11 protein-coding genes are annotated in these 20,186 nt (G+C 62.1%); 1 reads left to right on the top strand and 10 read right to left on the bottom strand.

Annotated features, from left to right (window positions below; translation table 11 throughout):
- Nucleotides 1–213: 213 nt before the first annotated feature.
- From PSRA_RS06905 to PSRA_RS06915, 3 genes are all read right to left on the bottom strand, one after another.
- Nucleotides 214–1,617 carry a hemolysin family protein gene (locus PSRA_RS06905; protein ID WP_094661174.1) on the bottom strand — a complete coding sequence of 468 codons (1,404 nt, stop codon included), beginning with the start codon at nucleotides 1,615–1,617 and terminating at the stop codon, nucleotides 214–216.
- Nucleotides 1,618–1,682: 65 nt separating this feature from the next.
- Complete coding sequence (locus tag PSRA_RS06910) at nucleotides 1,683–2,288, bottom strand: carbonic anhydrase (protein ID WP_169712487.1); 606 nt, start codon at nucleotides 2,286–2,288, stop codon at nucleotides 1,683–1,685.
- 115 nt (nucleotides 2,289–2,403) lie between these two features.
- On the bottom strand, nucleotides 2,404–5,187 hold the full coding sequence (locus PSRA_RS06915; RefSeq protein ID WP_094661175.1) for a phosphoenolpyruvate carboxylase: 2,784 nt from the start codon (nucleotides 5,185–5,187) through the stop codon (nucleotides 2,404–2,406).
- An 874-nt stretch (nucleotides 5,188–6,061) separates the two neighbouring features.
- On the opposite strand from PSRA_RS06915, the gene PSRA_RS06920 reads away from it, so the two are divergent.
- Nucleotides 6,062–7,876 (top strand): threonine/serine exporter family protein, encoded by a 1,815-nt coding sequence (locus PSRA_RS06920; RefSeq protein WP_169712488.1) that lies wholly within the window; start codon nucleotides 6,062–6,064, stop codon nucleotides 7,874–7,876.
- Nucleotides 7,877–8,050: 174 nt separating this feature from the next.
- Here PSRA_RS06920 and PSRA_RS09230 read toward each other — a convergent pair whose 3' ends face one another.
- From PSRA_RS09230 to PSRA_RS06950, 7 genes are all read right to left on the bottom strand, one after another.
- Complete coding sequence (locus PSRA_RS09230) at nucleotides 8,051–9,409, bottom strand: hypothetical protein (protein ID WP_143516389.1); 1,359 nt, start codon at nucleotides 9,407–9,409, stop codon at nucleotides 8,051–8,053.
- The gene (locus PSRA_RS06925; RefSeq protein ID WP_143516391.1) at nucleotides 9,399–10,976 is read right to left on the bottom strand and encodes a hypothetical protein; all 1,578 of its coding nucleotides are present in this window, start codon (nucleotides 10,974–10,976) and stop codon (nucleotides 9,399–9,401) included. The genes PSRA_RS09230 and PSRA_RS06925 overlap by 11 nt, the downstream gene beginning before the upstream one ends.
- Nucleotides 10,977–11,410: 434 nt before the next feature.
- The gene (locus tag PSRA_RS06930) at nucleotides 11,411–16,087 is read right to left on the bottom strand and encodes a VWA domain-containing protein (protein ID WP_094661177.1); all 4,677 of its coding nucleotides are present in this window, start codon (nucleotides 16,085–16,087) and stop codon (nucleotides 11,411–11,413) included.
- Complete coding sequence (locus PSRA_RS06935) at nucleotides 16,084–16,797, bottom strand: hypothetical protein (protein ID WP_094661178.1); 714 nt, start codon at nucleotides 16,795–16,797, stop codon at nucleotides 16,084–16,086. Before PSRA_RS06935 ends, PSRA_RS06930 begins: the two co-directional genes overlap by 4 nt.
- 245 nt (nucleotides 16,798–17,042) lie before the next feature.
- Entirely contained in the window at nucleotides 17,043–18,446 is a 1,404-nt protein-coding gene (locus tag PSRA_RS09235; protein WP_143516393.1) for a hypothetical protein, read from the bottom strand.
- Nucleotides 18,447–18,616: 170 nt separating this feature from the next.
- Nucleotides 18,617–19,642 carry a hypothetical protein gene (locus tag PSRA_RS06945; RefSeq protein WP_094661180.1) on the bottom strand — a complete coding sequence of 342 codons (1,026 nt, stop codon included), beginning with the start codon at nucleotides 19,640–19,642 and terminating at the stop codon, nucleotides 18,617–18,619.
- A 16-nt stretch (nucleotides 19,643–19,658) separates the two neighbouring features.
- On the bottom strand, nucleotides 19,659–20,063 hold the full coding sequence (locus PSRA_RS06950; protein ID WP_094661181.1) for a hypothetical protein: 405 nt from the start codon (nucleotides 20,061–20,063) through the stop codon (nucleotides 19,659–19,661).
- Between the last annotated feature and the right edge of the window lie 123 nt (nucleotides 20,064–20,186).

Here is a 20,186-nt window from a genome sequence, read left to right on the forward strand (position 1 = left end):
TGTTTGATGAGTCGGATGTGCGGTTGTGTGGTTTCCAACTCCATGTATGGGACCACGCCCGAAGGCGCCGATCGCCGCCCTGCCACGGTGCGCCGCCCCGCGCGGGCTTCACCGCCCGCGAGCGCGCCGTTCCTTGATAGGCTGCGACTTCCTCCATTATCACACACTGGGAGCATTATGACGGGAAGGCAGGTCTACGATTTTCGACACGCCTCAGGTTCGAGGCGTGTCGCGATGCTCAGCCCCGTCGCCGTCGCCAGCGCCAGCATCATCGCCCGCACCAGCGCCCGCCCCGGCGCCGTCACCCGCGCCGTCGCCAGCCGCATCGCCATCCTCGCGCTTGCGCACGCGAATCGTCTGGATGCGCCGGCCGTCGACCGCCGTCACCACCATGTCGTAGGAGAACTCGGTCTGCACCGTCATGCCCACGTAGCCCAGCTCGCCCGAATGCGCGAGCATATAGCCGGCGAGCGTCTCGTAGGGGCCGTCCTCGAGCTCGATGCCGGTCAGATCGTGGAAGTCCTCGAGCGTCATGCCGCCGTCCACATCGATGTACCCGTTACGGAAGGTGTTGTCGGTTTTGTTCGACGCAGGCTCGGGCAAATCGTATTCGTCGCGGATATCCCCCACGAGCTCCTCGGTCATGTCTTCGAGCGTCACGATGCCGTCGGTGCCGCCGTATTCGTCGATGACCACGGCCAGGTGGATGCCGCTTTTGCGCAGCAGCGACAGGCTCGGCAGAAGGCGCGACGTACCCGGCAGCTTGATGCCCTGGCGCGTCACGTCGGCCACGTAGTGCGCCTCGGGGTCGCGCACGTCGAGCAGATCGCGCACATGCACGAAGCCGAGCACATCGTCGAAATCCTTGCCGATCACGGGGTAGCGCGAATACGGCATGTCGCGCACGAAGGCCGCCGCCTTCTCGATGGTGTCGTCGCCGTCGAGGAACACCACGTCGGCGCGCGGGCGCATAACCTCCGACACGCTGGTTTCCGCGGCGCCGAACACATCCTCGAGAATGACGCGCTCGTCCTTCGACAGGTTGGTGTTCGTGCTGACGAGCACGCGCAGCTCGTCGTCGCTCACCTCGCTCTGCGTCTCGTTGGGGTCGAGCCCCATAAGGCGCACGAGCAGGTTCGTGTTCTTGCCGATAAGCCAGATAAGCGGCTTGCAGATGGTGGCGAAGACGTCGATGGCGGGCACCACGGCGCGCGCGATTTTCTCCGCGCGCTGCAAGGCGATGCGCTTCGGGGTGAGTTCGGAGATGACGATGGAGAAATACGAGATGATAAGCGTCAGCACGATGGTGACGATGGTGCCCGCCACCGACGGCGAGCAGCCCAGGCTCACCACCCACGGCGTGAAAGACGGCGCGAGGGACGATGCGCCGAATGACGCGGAGAGGAAGCCCGAGAGCGTCACGCCGATCTGCACGGCGGACAGGAAGCGGTTCGGGTCACGCGCGACGCGGGCCACGCGGGCGCCGCGCGCATCCTCCTGCTCCATCTGCTCGATCTGTGAGCCACGCAGCGAGACAAGCGCCATCTCGGAGCACGAGAACACGCCTCCCAGAAGCATGAAGACGAAAATGAGCACGATGTTCAGCCAAAGCGACATACCACAAATCTAACGCCGCGCACTGACGCACGCGCCCGGTTCCGTCAGGATCCGTCCGGCTCCGCTCAGAAGCTGAGCACCTCCACCAGGCCGGTGCTCATCGCATAGCGCGCGCCGGCGATGTAGAGGCGGTCGTCGGCCACAGCGCGGCGGATCACGTCGGACTGGTCCACAAGCCGCTCGATGACGCGCGCCGCGTGGATGCGCTCCACATCGGCCGGATCGTCGAGCTCCGCGTCCTTCGCGCATTCGACGGCGTCGCCAAGCTCGCGCATCAGATGCGGCAGCTCGTCATCGTGGCCGCCTTCCATCGCGGCCTGGATGGCGCCGCAGTTCTCATGCGTCATCACCACGATCACCTTCACGCCGAGCTTCCTGACGGCGTATTCCAACGATTCCACGACGGCGGAATCGAGGATGCTGCCGGCGCTGCGCACGCAGAAGAGGTCGCCGATGCCCTGGTCGAAGATCATCTCGGGCGTCACGCGCGAATCGGCGCATGACAGCACCGCCGCCTTGGGATGCTGCGCGTCGACGAGGCCCTTGCGGGTGTCGACGTCCTGGCGGGCGTGTTCCTGCTTGCCCTCGGCGAAGCGACGGTTGCCCTCGAGCATGTCATGCCAGATGAGGTTCGCGCTGTCGTCGTCGATGGTGGAAAGTTTCGAAGTCATGCCTACCATCTTACGATTCCTCCGTCGTTCCCCTCCGCGCGGAATCGTGCGCACATATGAAAAAGCCCGGCGGCCGGGGCACGAGGCCCCGACGCCGGGCATGGAGAACCGGGGATCAGCCGGTGTTCTGGAGGCCGGCAGCGACACCGGACACGGTGCAGAGGATCACGTAGATGAACCCTGCGGTCTGGGATTCGCTGATTTCCTTCTTGTCGCTGAGCTCGCGAACCTCGCGCAGCATGCGCACCTGGGTGATCGACAGCGCGTCCACGTACGGCGAACGCACGCGGATGGCCTGGCCGAGCACGTGGCGGTGCTGCAGCGGGTAATCGTCACCGACGATGTCGAGCACCCACTTGCGCGTCAGGCGCATCTCGTCGAGAACCTTCTTGTTGAGGTCCTCGCGGTCGCCCAGCGCCAGGTACATGCGGGCGATGCGCTCATCGGTCTTGGACAGCGACATCTCGATGTTGTCGATGAACGTCGAGAACAGCGGCCACTCCTCGTACGCCTTGCGCAGCGTCTTGAGGTCGCCGAACTTCTCGCACGCCGTGCCCAGGCCGTACCACGCAGCCAGGTTGATGCGGGCCTCGGACCAGGAGAACACCCACGGGATGGTGCGCAGGTCGTCGAGCGACTTGGCGCCCAGGCCACGCTTCGCCGGACGCGAACCGATCGGCAGGAGGCCGACCTCGGTCAGCGGGGTGACGGTCGAGAACCACGCCGCGAAGTCCGGCGTGTGGAGCAGATCGAGGAAGTGCTGATGCGAAGCCTCGTTGAGCTTATCCGCCATCGGCTTGTACTTCTCGGTCATGTCGGTGTTGAGCTTGCTGATGCTCGGGGCGGACTGCAGAAGCGTCGCCGCCGCGACGGACTCGATGTGGCGCAGGCCAAGCACCGGGTTGCCGTAGCGGGCGAAGATGACCTCGCCCTGCTCGGTGAGCTTGAAGCGGCAGTTCACGGAGCCGACCGGCTGCGCGAGCACGGCGCGGTTGGCAGGGCCACCGCCACGGCCGACAGCGCCGCCACGGCCGTGGAACAGCGTCAGGTCGATGTTGTGCTTCTTGGCCCACGCGGCGACTCGCACTTCCGTTTCGTGAAGCGCGAGGATCGAGGTGGTCGGGCCGGCGTCCTTGGAGGAATCCGAGTAGCCGAGCATGACCTCCATCTTGCCGCCGGTCTCCTTGAGGCGCTGCTGCACCTCCGGGATCTTGATGATCTCATCAAGCACGTCCACGGAGTTCTCGAGGTCCTCGAGCTGCTCGAACAGCGGGATGACGTCGAGGGTCGGGGCGTCCTCGGGGTGGGCGAAGGCGAGGCGGTTGAGCTCGTACACGTCGCGCACGTTCTGCGCGGACTTGGTGAACGAGATGATGTAGCGGCCGGCGGCCTTCTTGCCGTTGCGCTTCTGGATGGCGCCGAGGGCGCGGAAGGTGTCGAGCACCTCGCGGGTCATCGGCTGCAGCTCGCCGCGTTCGCCGTGCAGGCCGTGCTCGCGGATGTCGTCGAGCGCGCGCTTGTGCACCACGGAGTGCTGGCGGAACTCCATCTGCACCATGTGGAAGCCGAAGGTCTCGACCTGCCAGATGAGGTTCTGGAGCGGGCCGTAGGCGGAGCGCAGGGCGCCCGCCTTGGCGAGCGAGTCCTGCACGATGCGCAGGTCCGCCACGAAGTCCTCGGCGGTCTTGTACATGAGGTCGGCGTTGCGGTCGCGGGTAGCGGCCAGGCGGTCGGCGATCACGATCATGACGGCGCGGTGCGGTTCCTTGCTGGAGATGAACTCGGCCTTGTTGGTCAGGGTCTCGCTCATTTCCTTCTGGTGGCTCCACAGGTTCAGCAGCTCGGGGCTCGCCGGAGTGGTTTCGTTCTCCATGGTGAGGTTGCGGCCCACGGTGCGGGTGGCTTCCTCGAGCTTCTCGAGCATGTGGTTGTAGAACTTGCGCGCAACGGTGCGGCTGACCTTGGCGGTCACGTTCGGGTTGCCGTCTCGGTCGGAGCCGATCCAGCTGCCGGGGTGCACGAACGCCGGGCAGATCGGCTTGGCCTTGCCGGCCTTGTCGCCGAGGAGCCAATCGTCGAAACGGCGATAGACGGCGGGAATCGTGTCAAAAAGCGTGTTATCGAAGATATCGATGATGGTGTCGGCCTCTTCGACCGGCGTCGGCTTCTTCAGCGCGATCGGGGACGTGCGGAACAGCGCGTCGATCTCGTTGTAGAGCTTGCGGTCGCACTCGCGCAGATCGCTTCCGCCCAGCTGGCGGCGCACGGCGAGCAGCTCCGCCACGCGGCGAATCTTGCCCTCGACTGCCTTGCGTCGGGCCTCGGTCGGATGAGCGGTGAACACGGGGTGGAACTCGAGCTTGTTGAGAAGCTCGATGGCCTTGTCGTAGCCGACCTCGCGGGTCAGCTGCTGGAATGCCATCGTCAGTTCGTTGACCGGATCGGTATCGGCGTTCTTCGGGACGCCGGACTCGCGCTTGCGCAGGGAATGCACACGATAGTTCTCCTCGCTCAGATTGACGAGGTGGAAATACGTGGTGAACGCGCGGGCGAGCATCTCCTTCTGATGGAGATCAGAATCGTCGATGAGTTCGACGGCGGCCTCGAGGCTCTTCGCTGCGGGGGAGTCGGTCGAAATCTTGTCGGCGCTCACCCAATGCTCGCGGCTTGCCACGACCACATCGTCAAGAAGCTCATCGAACTTCTTGAGAAGGTTTTCGTCATACTCGCCGATCACATTGCGAAGAATCTTCAGGCACAGATCCATGTCGGACTGCAGACCCTCCGGGAGCGCGTGCTCCTCGGGGCCCTTCGTTCCGGTACCCGATGAGATGAGGGTGGAATCGGCCGGGGTGACCGGCGCCTCCACGCCTCGCGATTCTTTGATTTTGTCTATCATCTAACCTCCTTGCGGACCCCAAACGGTTGTTCGTCTATCAGCCTTCCTCGGCTCCTCCGAGGTTCTGTGAGGTTGATCGTTCCGAACCCAAAGCCGCGCGAGAGTCCGCGGGTAATGGACGTGCACGATTATAGACGGGGTTGTTTCGGGGAGTTTACGACGTTCGCATCATGAACCGGAGGGCTTGGGGTGGGGCGGCAAATCGTGGAGGCGGCCTCCTTGCGGCCAGGATTCGTTTACAATCCACGATTTTCCCGAGCGGATTCGCAGATTCGGAGCGGATCTGGGCGGCGGACGGCACGGAGTGGGCGCGGAGGTCGTTCAGCGCACACGATCGCTCACGCTGAAGGGCCTCGACCCCGGAAAACCCAACCCAAACACGGGTCAAAGGCGTTCAGTGCACACATCCGCTCACACCGAACGGCCCCGACCCCACTCCAAGCGGCCCAAACCCACCTCAACCCCCTTCAGTGCACACGAACACTCACAGTGAACGCCCCGACGCCCACACAATCGGCCGGCCGATGAAAACCGACCTTGATGGCGAAAAATCCTCACCACGAACTGCCGTTCCCGGCACCAACCCCGCCACCAACGGGAAAATCGTGGCTCATGGCGAAGAAACCTCACCACGAACACCCGCCAGGCCACCAAACCACCCACCAAACCCCCCAAACCACCCTCACGGCGAAAACCTTCGCCACGAACAACAAAAACACGCCCCACAACCCCAAGCCGACACCACCATCCCCCTCATGGCGAAGAAACCTCGCCACGAACACCCGCACCCACCACGGCCCGCCTCGTCCCGCGGGCATGTCGCGCGATGCGGCACAATGGGAGTGCAAACGAACGTCGGCAAGGAGACGGCAGCATGGCATTCTGGCGGTCACACAGGAACGGACCCGAACGCACCTCCGCACGTAAAAAGGCCGCGCACGACCGCAAGGTCCGGGAGGCGGCGGTTTCCGTCGGAGACCAGCACCGCCATTCCATCCCGCTCGACATGCGCGATATCCGCGAGGACCTCGACACACCTCTGATCGACGCGAGCCTCCCCGCCAAAACCAGCGTGATCGTGCGGGCCGGCGCGCTCGACCTGTCGGGCGGCACGGGCAGCTTCCGCGTGCGCGAGCTCATGGGTCGCATGGCCATGTCGATGGGCTGCTATGTGCGCGCGGACGTGAAGCTCACCGACATCGAGGCCGAGTGTTCGAACGGCGAGGACCGCATGGCCGAGGTGGTCGACTTGCCGACGACGGGCGTGAACACCGAGCGCATTTGGTATATGGAGCATTTCGCCGACTGGCTTTCCGTGAACCTCGGCCAGAAGGGCACGTATCACCCGACCGACGAGGACCTGTCGGCAAAACTCGTGGAGCGCCTGCCGCGCGGGCGGCGGCATCGTACGCCCGCGCCGGCGGCAGCCGCGAGCGCTTCCCCCACCGCGTCATCCACGATTTCCCCGGCCTCGCCTCAACCGACCGCCTCCCAACCGACCTCGCCCCGCCCCGCGTCATCCGGCCGCACCGTGCGCCGCATGACGCCGCCGCGCGAATCGTCGGTGGACGACAACGGCACCCCGCTCGACAAAGCGGGGCATATCGCCCACCGCATGCTCCCAGGCGGCACGGACTCCGTCGATTCGGGCGACTACGGACACGACGCGCGCGAGAAGCATCTGCACACCGGCGCGTATCACGGCGTCACGGTGCGCCAGGTGCACGAGCGCCTGGACGCCATCGAGTACAAGAAACCGCTGTATTCCCCGGCTTTCGCGGCACTGGCCGCGGCCGTCGCGTGCGCATCCTTCGTCTTCCTGCTCGGCGGCGGCCTATATGACATGCTCGCCGCGTTCATCGGAGCCGGCATCGGCCAGTTCCTGCGCGCCACCATGCTGCGCCGGCATATCAACCAGTTCTTCGTGGTCATGGTGTCGGTCGCCCTCGCCGCATTTGTGTCGATCGGCTTCCTGCGGGCGCTGGCGTTCTTCGACCCCACGGCGTTGCACCACGACACCGCGTATATCGGCGCGATCCTGTTCGTGATCCCCGGTTTTCCGCTGATCACGGGCGGTCTTGACATCTTCAAGATGGACATCCAGTCCGGCATCCAGCGCATGACGTATTTCATGGCGATCGTAATCGTGGCCACGCTGTCGGCGTGGGCGGTGGCGCGATGCGTGAGCCTCGACCCGCAGGGCTTCGACACGCCCCAGATGAGCGTGTGGGTGCGCACCCTCCTGTGGCTTCTGACGGCGTTCGGCGGAGTGTGGGGCTTCTCCGTGCTGTTCAATTCCCCGCAGAAGATGGCGTGCGTGGCGGGCATCATCGGCGCAATCGCCGATACGCTGCGCCTGGAGCTCGTCAACGCGAATATGCCGATGGAGGCCGCGGCGTTCATCGGCGCCCTGACGGCCGGTCTGCTGGCGACGTGCTGGCGCTCGTCGGTGCGCCGCGGATGGCTGCCCCCGCAGCTGGGATTCCCGCGCATCTGCCTGACGGTGCCGTCCATCGTGATCATGGTGCCCGGCCTGTATATGTACCGCGCCGTGTTCTACCTCGGCGAGCTCGACACCCAGGCCACGGTGCAGTGGGCGTTCGAGGCGATGCTGGTAATCCTCATGCTGCCGATCGGCCTGGCGGTGGCGCGAGTGCTGACCGACCGCGGTTGGCGCTACGACGTCTAGGCGCGCCCCGCAGCGCGTCGGGCATTCGGCCGAGTATTTACGATTCCCCCGGCCTCGCATCGCGTCACGACGCCGGTTCAACGAATGCGGCGCCGCAGCGCATTCGCGACACGCCGTGACACGCCGCCGGTTTGCGGCGTGTCGCCACACAGAACACACTCACGCGCCACACCCTTACCCGCGCGGCTCCACCACACACAGGCCATCCCACGCACGCCACAGCGCCACGGAATCACCCACGCGCACAGCAGGACGACGCAAAGCATTCTCATCTTCCCCCAAATACGAATCAGCACGACCCGGATCACAAAACGCCCACTCACGCCTCACCGACCCCATACGAGAAAAACGCACCAACGCCATATACCCAAAACCACACCAAAACCGACGATTAAACAACGGAACAACCACCACATCCTCAACAACACCCGCGAAAGGTTCGAAACGCCGTTCCGGAGAATTCTCGATGGCACCGATTCGATGGCTGGGATGCCCCACAGTACAGTCAAAGCAGGGGAACTTGACCTTCCGACCTTTTCCGGCAGCCCGAACAACACCGCCCCAACTCTCGCCAAGTCGGGCATAGCGCAGTTCGGTCATCGAGGAATATGCGGCGCGCCATTCCAGAGAACGGATGGGACCCCACTCTCCTTCAATCATCGTTCGCGCAGACTCGCTCACGAACCACCGCGGATGGTACATCTGCACGGCGTGTTCGGCGGGATCAGCGGCGTATCGGGAATCCGCGATGTCATGAATGACAATCCGCTGCGAACCGTCGGAGCATGATCGCTCATACCAGTAGACCGTCACGCAATCACCGATGCCGAAATCCATCCACATGGCATCCGACCAGACGCATCGGCCACCGTTCGGCGCATCAGCGAATCGGATTTCGTAATAGTTGGCCGTGAAAGCATTCGTCACCGGGTTATCCGTGCCATCAAGGAAAAAGGACCGAACGTGCGCAGGGAGGCGCAGCACCCGCACGATTGTGGCACGCGAACAACACAACGGCCCGGCTCCCGCAATCCGCCAAGCGGCAGACCGACGGCACGATCCGCCCGGCTTGCCGACCGCCAGCGGGGTCGCAACCCCCATGCGCAAATCAGCCCGCTCCGCAGACCTCCCTCGCATCGTTGGAGCATCGGCGTCTCCCGCCCTGCACGAACGCCCAGCCATTGCCACCGCTGCGGCGACACTCCCGACGATTATTACGGCAAGGAGAAACAGCACCGCTTTGGAAGCGATTGCCGCGAGCGCATGCACGCGTTCTCCGTTTTCCCGCATCAAGGCGTCAGCGCATGCAATCGCCGCCACGGGCAGCATGCAGCACATGACGATGCCGAGAATCCGCCTGAAGCAGGACTGCCACGAACACCATCCGGATTCGACGGCGGCGGCGTCCAGGGTACCGTCCAAACGAGGGCGTCCCGATGATTCATAAGGATAGATCTGGGCGATGGGAACTTCGGAGAATCCCCGGGTCGTTCCGTCGTGGCGTGAATCGTCTTCTTTTCCTTCAGGCTTCACGATTGCCCTCCCCGGGATCGACGAATGAATACTCGGATGCAGACCATACGGTGACGACCATTCCCTCCACGACCGGAGCGGCAGCATCGTCGATGTTCCACCCCAGGTATGAAGATGCACGTTCGGGATCTCCGAATGCCCAGGACCTTTCGCCGGCGAACTCAACCAATGCCATGTACCCGTAACCGCAGAAACGGAAGCGATTGAACAGGGGTATGATGCGCACCTCGCGCACCACAGCCTTGTGCCGGTGCATGACGACGGAAGGGAATTCCCACCCCGGCTCACACAGCCCCGGTAGCAACGATGGCGTGGGAGCATGGTACTCGCGCCCTACGCCGGCAAGCGATCGGTCCTCGAACCATTCGCTTGCACCGACTGCCGCGGGGTGCCCGTCGTCCTGATAGCCGATGTTCGCCACAGCCTTCTGGTATGCATCGCGCCATTGGCCTCGCCCGAAGCCTGCAGAAGAGGCGTCTCCCTCCGTTTCCACGATTTCGGCCAGCTCAAGGGAATGCACCGCAACCATATGCGATTCGACCGACGCTGGATAGGAGACATCCGCGACATCGTGCACAATGGCGCGCACGCCATGCTCCGTGTCCGCAAGGTAGTAATAGACATTCACTCGCGCACCCGCAAGGAACCCGCAACCGATGGGGCCGGACCACACATTACGCTCCGTGCCGCCCGAATCCCTGAACCGCACACGCACGAATCCGAGCTGACGTGTCTCCGGCGTCCTTCGAAGAACACGAAGGCGCGAACACCGCTGCAACGTGACAATGACGGATACGGAATCGACAACCACACCTTCGCCGACATGCAATCCGCCTGCTGTGGGAACGGACCAGATACGAGCGGAGCCACGCCCGCCTCTCGGTCTAGCGGGAGGCAAGGCACAGCCTTCGCACGACCTGATGCGGTGCACCATCTCCTCCTCGGTCAGTTCCCTAATGCCGAGACCCGAGACGGCCTTAGCCGGCTTGCGCCGATGCATGGCAAAAACCGCATGGTTTCCGCCATGATCTGCAACCCCATCGGGGTTCCGCCACCTGGAATGCGCCCTGCGCCACGATGCAGCGCACAATTGAATCGCGATGGCGCTGATGATTCCGTAGACGATAATGCGCACGTCGGCTCCATCCATGGCGGCGCCGATTCCCCAGAACCTCTTCACGCACACGCACGCCACACCACACAAGGCGAGAACAAGCACAACGACCATGCATATCCGTTCGACGAGCGAGGGAATGCGGCAGCGCCATCGCCTAAGCGACGCGCGGGTGAGATGCGGAATGAATTGCGAATCAATGAACGCCCGATCCCGGGAGAAGCCAGTGGCGAGACCACTCACACCGACCATCGCGCACGCCACGACACAGGCCTGGCATAGACGCCGGGCGGCATCTTCCACCGCCGATACACCTTGCCGAACCAGGAGAAAGGAAACGACAATGCAGAGAATCAGACATACCACGAGGACGACACGCATGACACCGGCCAGAAAGCCACTGCGAGCGCATGAGGCATTGCCGTTGGCCGACGAATCGCGTGAGGAATGCATCCGTCCCGCGCCGCAATCCGGGTTCTTCCAGAAGCACACATACGGGCGCGGGCCATCCGAAGGCCCAGCAGCCCCAAGACCCGGAATAGGGCGGGGGCGCGTTCCGCTCTCCGGAACACCTCCTCCCGATTCGACACCCATATCCACTCTCCCAATCCTTGCCTTGATCAAACTGTCACGATTGCCACGTCCTCATCGCAACCGACATGTATCGTCATCGATCCGCTCCGTAAACTCTATCAGTCCGCGGGAGTTCATCAGGAACAGCACATGATCAGGGATATGTGTTCCGACAAACGTCGCAGCACCATGGTTTCGGAAGGAACCGGAATATGAATACGAGTTCGACGAGGCCTGGCACAGGAGGCCGCGGACGCGCCGTGACACGCCGCCGGTTTACGGCGTGTCGCGGTTGTATCCATCTTTGTCGCAGGTCAACTGACATATCTGACCCACAGTTCCCCGGTGCCGCTCAGACCACCGCTATTTGTCACCGTATATGGAACACGGCTGGTCACGCCACCGGCAAACCCGGATTCAGGCGTGAACGTGGCCTCGAGCAGGCCGTTTTCCGCATCCCAGCCAATCGTCCACGTACCCTCGCCAGGCACGGCAATCGTGTCGGAGCCGTTGGAGAACACCACCGACGCGAATTCCTCGCCCGGATCGTTGAGCACATCCAAGCGCACCGGCGACACGCCAGACGCGGACCTGCTCACGACCTTATGCGCGTTGTACATGTACGGCGCCTGATGCGCGCCCACGGTCAGCTGGTAAACGGTGCTGCCCACAAGCCCGGACTGCGTCACGGCCTTGACGATCACGGAATACGTACCGTCAGCCGCGTATGCGGTGGAGGCCGTCGCGCCGGGAGCAGTCGTCATGGTCTGCCCGTTGCCGAAATCCCACTCGTAAGACACAACCGGGTCGTTCTCCTGATGCGTCACCGCCGTGGCGGTGAAATCGGCCTGGTCGCCCGTATACACGGAGTGGCCAAGCTCGACATTCACGTCAGGCCTCTTGACAGCGTCCACGACCGTTTCGGTCAGACGATTGACAAAATCGTCACGCGTGTACTCCACAAAGTGACCGCCGGTCGCCTCGGAAAGCTCCGTGGCGAACTTCGTCCAGTCATAGCCCCAGTCGTTCACGGCCTGGGCGCCATAGGAGCCATCAGCGGAAGCAGCGCCGTCCACCACGGTCAGGGCCTCGGCGGCGTCACCGGCATCAAGGGCCACGTCGCCGCCCGAGGCAGCCTGCGCGGCAGCCAGCGCGAACGCAAGCGGGTTCTCGGAGCCCGCGGCATGGACAGCGGAGAACGCCACGGTGTCATCCGACGCCGTGCGGTCCGCCACGGTGCCGGCAGAAGCGACGCCAGACGAAGAAACGGTAGAGTAATGCGATACCTCACCCGTTGCATAGACCTGGATGTCCTTGGACTTGAGCTTGGCCACCGTGGTGTCGAACGTCAGCCCATTGGGCTCGGGATCGGTCGCCGGCTCATCGCCCACCAGTATGATGGACTTCTTCACGTTCTGGCGCCAGTCCATGTCGGCCGCCTGCGACAGGCCCGAGTACACGGCCTCAGCACCGCCGCCATCGAACGGCGCGTTCTTGATGCCGTCGACTACGGTGTCTGTCTCCGTGGTGAACGGCACCACCAGACGCACGCCGCTATTGGCGTAATAGCAATCGCTGTACGTCAGGTATGCGATGCGCGTCGTCGGCGAATCGGCGTGAATCGTATTCGTCAGTGCCTCGATGTTGTTCTTCACATCGGCGATCTCATCCCACATGGACCCGGTCGTGTCGATGACGAAGACGATGTCGGCGTCCGTCGTCCCGTCGATGACCTCCGTGGCGGGATCCGTGTAGTACGGCTCCACAACAAGCGAATCATCGGGCACCTGGAAGGAGTGTCCGTTCGCCACACTGTAATCCATCAGCGTGGTGTGCACGGTAACGCCCTTCATACCGGCAAGCGACCCGGCCGTGATGCCCATCTGCGCAGCAACCGCTTCCTGGCTCACAGTGAAGAAATCGCCCTTGGCAAGCTGACCGGTTTTCGAAGCACCGGTTTTCGAGTCCCGCCATGTGACCTTCACCATGCCATCGCCCAGAACGGAGCCGGAACCCGACGAAGGGGTTGACGAGGTTGCGGATTCATCTACTTCTGCCACCAGACCTTTACAAGCCGCAGAATCACTAATCACTGCTTTACTTATTGGATAACTAACTTTCGCCAAGGTCAGTTCCGGCGTCGCTGAAATCTCCTCACCAACGATGGGTATTGTAAATTTCAGTTGAACGTTGAAAGCGACGTCCAATGAACTGGCGACTGTCGTTGTCCCAGCAGATTGGGTGAATACAGAGACCAAGAAGAGTTGCACGGTCCCGCTTATTCCAAGACTCTCATAGAGGAAAAACGACGGCGTAATCTCCGGGCCTGCTGAGAAAGACAAGGACTTTCCTATTCCTGAGACAGTACAACCATCATTGGCCGAGATATCAGCAGCAGCAGCGTTTGAATAAGATTGCCCCAGCATGAAGCCAACCTGAACTCTACCGGCTTTAAGAGTCGCGAACTGATACGACACCGCTCCTTCGAGTTCAAAAGACATCGCCAATTCACTACCGGCAGTAATCACCACCGGGACAACACCAACAAAAATGGTAACGCTCTTTTTGAGAACTGTCAGCGGGACACGAGTCTCGAACTTTGCCGCAGCCGCTATCGAAGCATCAAATGAATATTCAAATTCAAGTCCAATTCGGAAATAATCCAATCGTGCTCGCGGAATGAAACCTACCCATTCAGCCCGGACATCAATGCCTGCAATCAAATTTTCATCGATTGAAGCATTCAAAGCTATTTTCGCTGTTCCCTCAGCTCTCACATATGTGGTTTGAGCATGCTTCGCCTGGCTACAATCGCCGCCGCAAGCTTTAAAGTCGATAGACGGTGAATGTTTTCCAAGGTAAATCCTGGCATCACGATCAGTGTCTTCAACCCAATCAGTCGTTTGTGAAACGGGTGCGGTTTGCGGACGAGCACCCACCGCATTATTGACTTCGGCAGTCTGAGTTGAAAAATGCGTCATCCGGTCATCAATTCCAAGTTGCCTATCTGCAATCTCCTGATTCCCATTCGCATCTGACAAGTTCGAGACATTGCCACCAGTCACCGAGATATCTGATGACTCAACTACCTCCTTTCCTTGTAGAGATTCGGAAGTAGGCACATTTACTGTGGATTCATTCGGCGCATCATCTGGATTGACACCAATGCCACTACCGTTGACCGAGTTCCCGTCGATTTTCACCTGGTAGAATTCGTCCGTCAAACTAGCTTGATGCGTGCCGATAACCCACAGGTCGCCGACGCGATCGATGGAATCGACCCAGCGCAGAAGGCCCTGCGGCGCGTTCGGCGCGATGTCACTGACGATGATGTCGCCAACATGGAAAGTGGGCTCGCTGTTCACAGTGACCGACGAATCATCCAAGGCGACAATCGGGCTGTTCTCGCCAGCCGGCAGCACCACGTCCTTGCCGTTCGTCACGGTGTCGGAGGAGTCGGGAAGCTCCACCGTCACCGACACGGACGCTTTCGCGCTCGCCCCGTCACGGCTCGTGGCAACAACCGAATACGTCACCTCGCCGCCGTACTGCGCGCCGCTGAAGAAAGACCATTCGGCACTTCCATCGGACGCATAGTCCACAGCGGCATTGCCGATCTTCTGCCCATCGCCGTACACCTCGACGGCGGAGATGGACGCATCGGATGCCACCTCTCCTGAGAAGGTCGTACCGGCATGTTCGCTGAAATCAAGCATGTCGCCGTCCTTGACGGAGGAGAAAGACACCGTCACATCCCCCGAATCGGCAGGTGCCGCGCCAATCAGGTCTCCCAGAAGCGCCACATTCGCAGTAACCGGAGCGCCCAGATTCGAAACCGTTACATCCTGCGCGCCGCCTTCCACGATTTCCATCTGCGGCAAGGCGCCGGACTCGGCATCGACGACGGCACCGTGGGAACGACCAGCGAGCGGCGTCCCGACTTCGACGAACGACCTGGACGTTCCGCCGCCTGTCGCCCCGACGAGAGCGATGCCCGCCGACGCGTCAGACGCACGCTGCATCGACACGCTGCCGGTAGTGGCCTCACTGGTCGACGCATCATTCCACACGACGCCATTGCGCGAAGGAAGATAACTGCCGTCGACATTCGCCGCCGACAGGTTCTCCCCGGTTCCCACAACGTATCCGCGCTCGTCAAGCCGCAGGGATCCCGCCGCACCATCCGTCATGACCTGGATATTCCCATCGGAATCCGGCACGACGATGGTCGACACGATGCTTTGCCCTGCCGGCAAGGCTAGGGATTGGCCGCCGACCACGACTTCACAGGCCCGGTCGAGCGTGACATCGAGCGTGACGTATGCGGCCCGTACTCCGTCTGCGGGCACACCGCCCCTGCCGACCAGACCCACGCTCATGGGGTCCGCGGACAGCGAGGCACCCGCCAGTCCGACGGACGTATCCGCTCGCGTCACCGGGGTGGGCAGGGCGACGGTGGATCCGGGCGTCGTGGAATCCGCACCGAAAGACGCGAGTACTTCAACCGTCGCATCCACGGCGGCGGAAGCGCCGATGCCCACCGTCCCGTCGGCGGCAAGAGGCGCCAGAACCGCGGTGGAAACATCATGGCCGGCGGTTGCGTGGAGCACCGGCAGTCCGCCGACCGTGACATCGGCATCGACGGCGGCCTGGAACACGGATACTCGCAAAAGCACCGCCGCGCTGCCTGAAGCGGCGTTCACCGCCACGGAACGCTCGCCATCGGACGGCAGGGTTCCCCTGCCAAGCACCGTATCAACAGCGGGAACACGATACGAGGCATCCCAAGTTATAGCGGACGGCACATCGGTAATCGGCGCTTCGTCGGCATACGCGGCACTGATACCGATGCCCGCGCCCATGGCGAGTGCGACCACAGAGGCAACGAAGCCCTTGAAGCCGGAAGCGGCCGCCGAACGCTTGCGTCCGGATTCCGACCGACCGGAGTCATTGAACCGATTGGTTTTGTTATTCAACGCCACGATCTTCATCGCACACCCCCTTCCTCTGCCGCATCATTCATGACATCCGCATCCGCTTCATCCTCTTCCGCAACCGCATACGCACGATGGCGGCCGACGGCCAGAACGACCAAAGCCAACGCAAGGAACGCCACGGCGAGCATAGCGACGAACGCAACATGCGAGCCCGTGCTGGACAAATCCGAGGGCTGCGCCTGCGTGCCATCGTCCGCAGACGCACCCGAGGCAGGTTCCAGGGCAACGGCATCAACCGTCTGCCCGTCGGATCCATTGAAACTTACCGGCATACGCGCTTCCGCAATCACCACGTCTCCCCCGCCCACGCAGGTGATGGCGACGGATGCGTCAAAAGCCCTGTCGGATTCGAGGCTGAACTCCGCCTGCCGCCCCCACAGAGTCGAATCAACCGGCACAATCGCCGTCATACCCGTGGCCGAACGCCGAAAATCAAGTTCCATCCCGAGCGATGTTCCCGACAGATCGGCAGACTGGACCGCATCTCCCTCGACATCAACCCACATCTGAACCGTGTTCTGCGGAATAGCGGAGGAACCGCCGTCACCGGCATACGCCCGTGCGATCGGTGTCAGAACAACCATCGCCAGGCAGGCAAGCAGCAACGCGAAACACGCCACACCACCCACCGTCTTGCCAACGAACCGCCGCAACCGCATGAACGGCCGGCATTGCGACGCATAGTACGCCCCATTCTCTTCCATATCGTTCTCCTTTTACACGCCCATCCGCCAACAACACGCGGCACGAAAAACCTCTCCCTGGTCTTTCGCGGACGTCGCTCCCTTTACGGCGACATCACAGGCTTTGCCAGCATATCAGAACATCACCGGAATCATTTCCTCCCGACACTACACGAACGCAAGATGGGCGCTGAATCCTTCCCAGACCCATCCGACAATACGGCGACACGCCTCACACCCGCGGCGTGTCGCCACACAAAACACCCTTACCCGCGCGGCTCCACCACACACAGGCCATCCCACGCACGCCACAACGTCACCCGATCGCCCACACCCACCGGAACCACACGAAGCCGCGCCGCATCATCACCCAAATACGAATCGGCACGCCCCGGATCACAAAACGCCCACTCACGCCCCACACGCCCACGCCGCACAAAACGCACCAACGCCATATACCCAAAACCACACCAAAACCGACGATTAAACAACGGAACAACCACCACATCCTCAACAACACCTTCACCTCTTCCCAATTCGATGCCAACCCGCCCTTCCGTCTGCGGAAAAGCAAGTTTTTCTCCGCCAACCGCGAAATCGGATACGCGGGTGGGGAGAATCCGGGAATCCCGCTGCTCGGATTCCCCACAATTGACTTCTCGATTCTCGGAATACCCGATTTGACACACCCGGGTACGCCAAAGACGACCCCATGGCTGGGCATACGCCCACGCACCATAGGAACCAGGCCCCTGCGGATTTCCCACACTACCTTCCGTACACTTGAACAGAGCCATGGAGAACACCACGACCTGATGTTCCTCCGCGCACATCGGATATCGCGCATCGGACACATCGTGTATACGGATGAACGGACTGCCGAGAGGACGCAGCACCGCATAATAATAGATGATGACGTTCTGCCCGGGCGCAAACCTCGACGGTGTCGCATCCGTCCACATCCTCCGCAGCTTGCCACACGCATCGCGGAACTCCACCTCGTAAACACACACCACAGCCCCATCACCGGAATAACCGTCATACCGTCGCACCGTCTTGACAATCGGAAGACTCAACGAAGATATGACAACCCCGCCAGCCACACGCAGACCAGAAGCCCCCGGGATTTTCCAAGCCGTCCCAACGGGGTGCGCAAATTCGGCCACAGGAGACGATTCCCTCACGAGCGGGAAGGCAAAACCGGCGCCTTGAAACTCCCGATCCCTTATCTCATCTACGGACGGAACAACATATCCCTCGCCGCCTTCGCATCCTCGTGCCGGCGCGTCTGTGTCTTGCGTATTGGACGAGAGGGGCCGCACGCCCCCATCGCCTTCCGAGGCACCCCGCCCTCCCCTGACTTTGCCACGCTGTGCCATCACGACAAACACCACTATCTCAACGGTAGGAACAATCGACATCAGAACAAATCCCACGGCATCAATCCATGACATCGGCTTCCCCCGGGAAATCAACACCATGGCGCAACCGATGACGAAAGGAACCACCACCGCCACCGCTCTCAACCCAAACTGCGTACCAGTAACCTGCACCATATCCGGTGCAACCAGAGGTCGCCATTCAGCCTCATACGGGTACACCGGAACCGCGGGACCCGATTCACTATCACGGGGCTGCGCAACACCGGCATCATTCCCCGAAACAACCATGCCGCCACCTCTCCTCAACTCGCGACCGACGCCGCCTGCGCCCACGACTCACCAACGAACGAAGCGCCACTCCATCATCTCATACACCGAACACGACCCGTCAAACAATACGGCGACACGCCTCACATCCGCGGCGTGTCGCCACACAGAACACACTCACACGCCGAACCTCACGCCATCGGATCGACCACGCACAGACCATCGCCCGAGCGCCACAGCGCCACGGAATCACCCACGCGCACAGCAGGACGACGCAAAGCATTCTCATCGGCCCCCAGATACGAGTCATCACGCCCCGGATCGCAGAACGCCCAGACCGCCTCCTCCTTCCCGCGCCGTTCAAACCGCACCAACGCCATGTACCCATACCCGCACCAGAACCTGCGGTTGAACAATGGCACCACCACAACATCCTCCACCACACCGGGGAACCGGCGGAACCGCCTTAACTCAGAAAATTCCGTGACGTTCCCATCGCCGATGCGCAAATCGTCACGCGGAAACGGCTTCGATGCCGTGGCCCGTCCATCAGCGCCCAACACGCCCTTGGCATACCCCGTGCGGTCAGACCAATATCCCACCGCCGTCACGTTCTCATGCCACGTCCGACCATACGGCCGCCCGTTCACGGCCAGACCATAGGAATCGCTGCGCGATGCGCCAATAGCACCGCCAGTCCCCGCGTCATCCGCCGTCCTTGAGCGCCAATCCTCCAGCTGAGAGGAGAACACAACGGCCTGGTGGTCCTCCACATTGACGGGCTGGGACGCATCCGCCAGATCATGAACGCGCAAGAACGGCCGCCTGCCATCGGGCGCGAAACGGTACAGATACGCAGTGACCTTCTGCCCGGGGGCAAAATCCCCCAACAGTGCGTTCGACCAGCATCGCACCGTCCCGCCGTCCGCCCAGGAGCATTCCACGAACGCGAAATACACACGGAAATCCCGCCTGTTAGCCACGCCGGACCCCACGGCATACGTTGCATCAAGGGCAAGGGTATCGACGATTCTCCCAGAAACCGCCCGCAGCGGACCGGCATCGGGAATGCGCCATGCGGGGGTTACTGCGGATGCAACATCGATCCGCCCACTTGTCAACGGAAACGCGTCGCCGATGCACCGCGCCGACCGCAAGTCGATCAGGGAACGCTCAGGAAGCACCGTGGTCGCATCGCCGTCAGGCACCGCTTTCACGCGGCCGCGTTCCCTCTTATCGGAGGCGGAGAGCTTCGACGACTGTTTTTTTCATCATGATCACCATGAGCACGGCGAACACAACAACGATCACGTCATTAGAAAGATGCGTCAGCCCCTGCCCTGAAACATCCCGTTGCGCAGCTTGCGCGTCGCTGACGATGCTGATCACAAACCGAACGACGCACACAACGATGGCGGTCACGAACGCGCCGAGCACAAGCCATCCGCTGATCCTCGACCGGCGCGCGGACACAGCGGCGCGTCCGCCCATATGCCAATGCCAATTCGCCTCATAAGGAAACACATCGGAATTCAGGCGTGTCGCACGCGCACGAGCATGCACGTCGCCGTACTCCGCGAATCCCGAAGAGTCCGCATACTCCGCGTGCCTCGGCGCCGCGCCTCCGTCATCACCCATGGCCTCTCCTTTGCATGTACGCAGCATGTACGCAACCTCGCATCGGGTTCCGGACGGAATTGCAAACAAAACGATGGCTCTGCCCCTGGTGCTGCCTTTGTCCGAGACCCGATGCAACAAGCG

Source organism: Pseudoscardovia radai (assembly GCF_002259605.1).
Lineage (GTDB): Bacteria > Actinomycetota > Actinomycetes > Actinomycetales > Bifidobacteriaceae > Pseudoscardovia > Pseudoscardovia radai.

Coding starts and splice junctions, on each gene's coding strand:
- PSRA_RS06905 (WP_094661174.1), bottom strand. CDS start 1,617: ATGTCGCTTTGGCTGAACATCGTGCTCATTTTCGTCTTCATGCTTCTG.
- PSRA_RS06910 (WP_169712487.1), bottom strand. CDS start 2,288: ATGACTTCGAAACTTTCCACCATCGACGACGACAGCGCGAACCTCATC.
- PSRA_RS06915 (WP_094661175.1), bottom strand. CDS start 5,187: ATGATAGACAAAATCAAAGAATCGCGAGGCGTGGAGGCGCCGGTCACC.
- PSRA_RS06920 (WP_169712488.1), top strand. CDS start 6,062: ATGGCATTCTGGCGGTCACACAGGAACGGACCCGAACGCACCTCCGCA.
- PSRA_RS06925 (WP_143516391.1), bottom strand. CDS start 10,976: ATGCATTCCTCACGCGATTCGTCGGCCAACGGCAATGCCTCATGCGCT.
- PSRA_RS06930 (WP_094661177.1), bottom strand. CDS start 16,087: ATGAAGATCGTGGCGTTGAATAACAAAACCAATCGGTTCAATGACTCC.
- PSRA_RS06935 (WP_094661178.1), bottom strand. CDS start 16,797: ATGGAAGAGAATGGGGCGTACTATGCGTCGCAATGCCGGCCGTTCATG.
- PSRA_RS09235 (WP_143516393.1), bottom strand. CDS start 18,446: ATGGTTGTTTCGGGGAATGATGCCGGTGTTGCGCAGCCCCGTGATAGT.
- PSRA_RS06950 (WP_094661181.1), bottom strand. CDS start 20,063: ATGGGTGATGACGGAGGCGCGGCGCCGAGGCACGCGGAGTATGCGGAC.